Below are 4,965 nucleotides of genomic sequence, written 5' to 3'. Positions count from 1 at the left end.
TATGGGGGCAGAACGCCTCAAGAAACCGGGAACCACAAAAAAGGACGAACCAGGTCGCAAGATGCGACCTGGTTCGTCAACAAGCTGAGAGATGCTCGCGCATCTCCTTCTTACAGTTGAGCAAACGAGCGGTGGACCGCTTCGATTGTCTCTTCGATATCTTGTTCCGTATGCTCCGTCGTCAAGAACCAGGCTTCATATTTCGATGGAGCCAAGTTCACACCGTTCTCGAGCATCAACTTGAAGAAGCGTCCGAACTTCTCACCGTCTGACTTTTCCGCACCTTCATAATCGGTGACGATTTCATCCGTGAAGTAAACGGTAAGGGCACCTTTTAAACGGTTGATTGTGATGGTGACGGCATGTTTTTCTGCCGCCTCACGGATTCCGGCCTCCAGTTTTGCGCCGAGTGCATCTAACTTCTCATAAACACCAGGTTGTTCGAGTACTTCCAGGCAAGCGATTCCTGTCGCCATCGAGGCTGGGTTCCCGGCCATCGTACCGGCTTGATATGCAGGTCCGAGTGGAGCTACCGTCTCCATGATTTCAGCTTTCCCGCCGTAGGCACCGATTGGTAGACCACCACCGATAATCTTACCGAGCGCCGTCATATCCGGTTCGATGCCATATACTTGTTGGGCACTTCCGTACGTGAAGCGGAACGCCGTGATGACCTCATCATAGATGACGAGGGCACCGTGTTCATGCGTAATGTCATTGACAGCTTGGAGGAAGCCAGGTTTTGGCTCAACGATTCCGAAGTTCCCGACAATCGGTTCGACGAGGACGCAAGCAATCTGGTCTCCCCATTCTTTCATCATCGTCCGATACGCATCGATGTCATTGAACGGGACGGTGATGACTTCTTTAGCAGTGGCTTTCGTCACACCTGCAGAGTCAGGAGAACCGAGTGTCGCTGGACCACTACCTGCCGCGATCAGCATGAGATCCGAGTGTCCGTGGTAACAACCGCTAAATTTCACGACGAGTTCACGACCAGTGTAAGCACGGGCGACTCGGACCGTCGTCATGACGGCTTCCGTTCCGGAGTTCGTGAATCGTATTTTATCCATCGAAGGAATGGCTTGTTTTAATTTTTTCGCAAACTCGACTTCGAGAGGATGAGGTGTCCCGTAAAGTAAGCCTTTCAAAGAAGCGTTGACGAGCGCTTCATGAATGTGTGGATGGGCGTGCCCGGTAATAATTGGACCATAGGCAGCCAAATAATCGATGTAGCGATTCCCGTCTACATCATAGAAATAGGCGCCTTCGCCGCGTTCCATATAAACAGGAGCGCCGCCACCGACCGCTTTGAACGAGCGGGATGGACTGTTGACACCTCCGACGATGTGAGTGAGTGCATCTTGGTATAATGCATCGGATGACTGACGATTTGATGAAGTAGTCATATGTATTGCCTCCTTATTCAAATTCGCACTTATTGTAACATAGCCGTCAACCGCTTAAGCTCGGTGTTTGACGAGTAGTTGAGAAATCAGTACACTATTTATAAAGATTACTATGTAAGAAATAAGTTAATGTTCAAAACTATTTCGCATGAATTTTATAGAAGAAATGAGGGATTGACGTGGGAAGCGAAATGCTTGACCATGCTGTTCAGTCGCTCCGGGAACATGGAGTCAGAATGACGCCTCAGCGCCAGGCCATTTTGGAGTACCTCGTCACGGAGCACAGTCACCCGAAAGCGGATGACATTTATAAGGCACTTGCCGCACGATTTCCGAATATGAGTGTGGCCACTGTATACAACAATTTGCGCGTATTTAAAGAAGTAGGTCTCGTTCAAGAGATGAACTATGGGGACGCCTCAAGTCGTTTTGACTTTGTGACATCGAAGCACTATCACATCATCTGTGACACGTGTGGAAAAGTCGTCGACTTTAACTATCCTGTATTAGATGAAATCGAGTCTGTTGCCTCTCAATTGACGGGATTCAAAGTCGATCGTCACCGTCTTGAAGTGTACGGAACGTGCCCGTCTTGTCAGTCTGAACAATCACAAACACATTAAAAAATCACATCCGATTGCTCGGATGTGATTTTTTGTGTCAGTCGGTTTGTTGTGACTGGTGTTTGTTGTATTTCTCATCGAACTCTTTACCTTCGAGCGACTGATCGATGGTGAGTGGTTCGTCACAGTGCATACATAAATCGACACGTCCGAGCATCTTCGTTTCTTTTTCACAGTTCGGACAAGTCACGATGATGGCTTTCGTCGAGGCCAGACCGACGATAAAGTAAAGGGCAGAGCTTGCGAGTACCATGATAAATCCAAGTAGCATAAAAATGATCATGAGCCATGTGATGGATTTCGCGAGAAGTCCAAGATACATGACACCGATTCCGCCAAAGATGAGGAGTAGTGCTATATTACGTGCGCGGTTGATTTTGTTCCCCCGTTTTTTCATGAGCGAATCCCTCCAATAGTCTGTCTCTATCATAGCTCATCTTCAAACGAGTGAGAAGTTCCTGCACTTTTTCGGCAGGAGTTTTTTGAAAAGAGGGCGAATTTGGTTCGTATCGAAAATGACAATCGTCATATATAGTCAACTTGCGATTGAGAGAGAAGGGGTCCGGATGGCGATGGAATATGCGACTCGCACCATTTATACAGAATATGCTGCACTAAAAACGACGCTCGGAATTATTGAAGTGAAGAAAAAGCGGGCACGTGATCCGTTAACAGAACAGTTGGATCGACTGCTCATTGTGATTGAAGCGAAACAGGAGCCGTTTTGGACGGTGAAGCATTATCAAGTCGGACAGGAGAAAATTGTTCTGCACGTAGTCAGTGACTTGATGATGGATCGGTGGATTGTCTTAAATGAAAACCGCCGTGCCATTCATTGGATTGAAGACGGGATCGTCTTGTTTGAGCGGAATGAATACATCTTGGAGTTGCGACAACGCAACCGTAATTTAACGAATCGGGAACAGTGTTTGCAACTCTCACTTTCTTTCGCGAAATTGTTGCGCCGGTTTGAAGACGGACGATATCTGTTTTTAGAAGGGGAGTTCCAAGACGCATTTACTCAGATTCATCATGCGCTCACTCACCTGGCACGCCTCTCAATTCTTGAGGCGGGAATTCATCCGGAAATCGTGTTGTGGGAACAAGTGCGAGCCATCGACCTTGAAATCTACAAACTGCATGAGGAATTGGTCGGAGGGCAAGAGTCGCTTGAACAGCGCATCCATCTCGTCGTTATTGGCATGGAACATTTGATTCAATCGAAGGTGCTGCCTGGGACGTTGTTGTTACTTCAGACGATGCAGGAGAAAGACGGGGCGTGGACGTTCTCAGAATTGATGGAACACCCGAATTTGAATGAGCTTCGTGTCGACCTTGGGAGCATCGTTGGCTTTTTAGTTAAAAAAGGATATGTTCGAACGGTCACGAGACCGACAAAAGGAGTCGGGGTAGAAGCAGTTCTCTATGAGATCGCTTGACTGTCCTTTCCTAAGAACAACGAGGAGAAAATCAGTCGTATGAAACTATTGAAGTTTAGCATTGGGACCATTTTTATTTTATTTGTCACGATTGTGATTTCCATCTTTGTCGCCCTTTTTACGATGGGAGACCCGATTACACTAGGGCGACCGATTATTTGGACGGTATGGTATATAGCCGTTCTGCTCATCGTATGTATGGGACTCTATGATTTCTCGTCCTTTTCAAAACAGAAGATTCGGAAAGTCCTCGGCTGGGGAGCCTTGTCCGGTGTCGTTCTCTTCGTTTCTGTGAAAGGATACTATATGTATCAAGATAGCTTGAAGATTGAAGAACGCGGTGTGGAGTTGATGGACTATCAGCCCTTTACGAATTCAGGACAACTCGCGAAGCTCGATCATGAGGCCGCGGTTGAATTTGAAGAAGGGTTGCCGCGATTAGACGGGGCAACAGCTCTCTATCCGATGTATGCCTCGTTCGTGGAAGCGGTGTATCCAAATTCGGAGACGTATGATCCGTATAATGATCAAACGAGTAAAGTCGTATCGACGACAACGCCGGAAGCATACAGTCGACTAATGAACAATCAGACTGACGTGATTTTCGTCGCGGGTCCATCTGACCGTCAGTTGCAGGCAGCGGAACAAAAAGACGTCTCTCTACATATGACACCGATCGGTAGAGAAGCATTTGTTTTCTTCGTTCATGAAGATAACCCGGTCGAGTCTTTGACGATGGAACAGGTTCGTGGAATCTATTCGGGAGACATAAGGAATTGGGAAGAGGTCGGCGGCAACTCGGAAGCCGTTCGAGCTTTCCAACGACCGGAGGATAGTGGCAGTCAAACAGCGTTACAAAAGATGATGGGCGAACAGAAGCTCATGGAAGCACCGGTAGAAGATGTGCCAGAAGGGATGGGCGGAATTATCCAACAAACCTCATCTTATCGAAACCATAAAAATGCAATTGGATTCTCATTCCGATACTATGCGACAGAAATGGTACGTGACCATAAAATCAAGTTACTTCGTATAGAAGGAATCGTACCGACCGTTGAAACGATTCAGGATGGATCGTATCCACTGACTTCTGAATTTTATGTGGTGACTACGGAAGAGAAGGCAGAGCAATATGAAGATTTCCTAGAATGGCTTGAAAGCGAGGATGGACAAACGTTGGTTGAAAAGACGGGCTATGTCCGTCTCGATTAATACAAAGCGGAGGGTTTGCTTTTTGTCGTGTTGACGGGAAGTAAATCTTTTTTAATTTTTTATTGTTTTTTGTATTGACGAAGTGGTAAATAGAGATTATAGTTATAAACGTTGTCACGGCAAAAGATTATTTCAGAAAAACAATTTGTGAAAAAGTTGTTGACGAAAACAATCGAAACGTGATAAATTAGTGAAGTCGCCAAGAGCGGCAGACGAACTTTGAAAACTGAACGATGAGGCAAAAAAAGTTTTACAATTTTTGAATGAAGCGCAAGCTTCGTC

5 protein-coding genes are annotated in these 4,965 nt (G+C 46.5%); 3 read left to right on the top strand and 2 right to left on the bottom strand.

The window, feature by feature from the left end:
- Nucleotides 1–110: 110 nt before the first annotated feature.
- Complete coding sequence (locus tag KNO76_RS13680) at nucleotides 111–1,409, bottom strand: glutamate-1-semialdehyde 2,1-aminomutase (protein ID WP_214701185.1); 1,299 nt, start codon at nucleotides 1,407–1,409, stop codon at nucleotides 111–113.
- A 191-nt stretch (nucleotides 1,410–1,600) separates the two neighbouring features.
- Here KNO76_RS13680 and perR point away from each other — a divergent pair, with 191 nt between their 5' ends.
- A complete protein-coding gene (gene perR, locus KNO76_RS13675; protein ID WP_214885977.1) occupies nucleotides 1,601–2,032 on the top strand; it encodes a Fur family transcriptional regulator in 432 nt (143 codons plus the stop codon).
- A 37-nt stretch (nucleotides 2,033–2,069) separates the two neighbouring features.
- Here the strand turns inward: perR and KNO76_RS13670 are convergent, their stop codons facing one another.
- On the bottom strand, nucleotides 2,070–2,429 hold the full coding sequence (locus KNO76_RS13670; protein WP_251125186.1) for a YgzB family protein: 360 nt from the start codon (nucleotides 2,427–2,429) through the stop codon (nucleotides 2,070–2,072).
- An 85-nt stretch (nucleotides 2,430–2,514) separates the two neighbouring features.
- On the opposite strand from KNO76_RS13670, the gene KNO76_RS13665 reads away from it, so the two are divergent.
- Nucleotides 2,515–3,471 (top strand): nucleotidyltransferase-like protein, encoded by a 957-nt coding sequence (locus KNO76_RS13665; protein ID WP_251128029.1) that lies wholly within the window; start codon nucleotides 2,515–2,517, stop codon nucleotides 3,469–3,471.
- A 39-nt stretch (nucleotides 3,472–3,510) separates the two neighbouring features.
- A complete protein-coding gene (locus tag KNO76_RS13660; RefSeq protein WP_214885973.1) occupies nucleotides 3,511–4,683 on the top strand; it encodes a PstS family phosphate ABC transporter substrate-binding protein in 1,173 nt (390 codons plus the stop codon).
- Nucleotides 4,684–4,965: the final 282 nt, after the last annotated feature.

This window comes from Exiguobacterium sp. s101, assembly GCF_018617835.1.
Lineage (GTDB): Bacteria > Bacillota > Bacilli > Exiguobacteriales > Exiguobacteriaceae > Exiguobacterium > Exiguobacterium marinum.
This window is presented reverse-complemented; position numbering and strand designations above follow the sequence as displayed.

Coding starts and splice junctions, on each gene's coding strand:
- KNO76_RS13680 (WP_214701185.1), bottom strand. CDS start 1,409: ATGACTACTTCATCAAATCGTCAGTCATCCGATGCATTATACCAAGAT.
- perR (WP_214885977.1), top strand. CDS start 1,601: ATGCTTGACCATGCTGTTCAGTCGCTCCGGGAACATGGAGTCAGAATG.
- KNO76_RS13670 (WP_251125186.1), bottom strand. CDS start 2,429: ATGAAAAAACGGGGGAACAAAATCAACCGCGCACGTAATATAGCACTA.
- KNO76_RS13660 (WP_214885973.1), top strand. CDS start 3,511: ATGAAACTATTGAAGTTTAGCATTGGGACCATTTTTATTTTATTTGTC.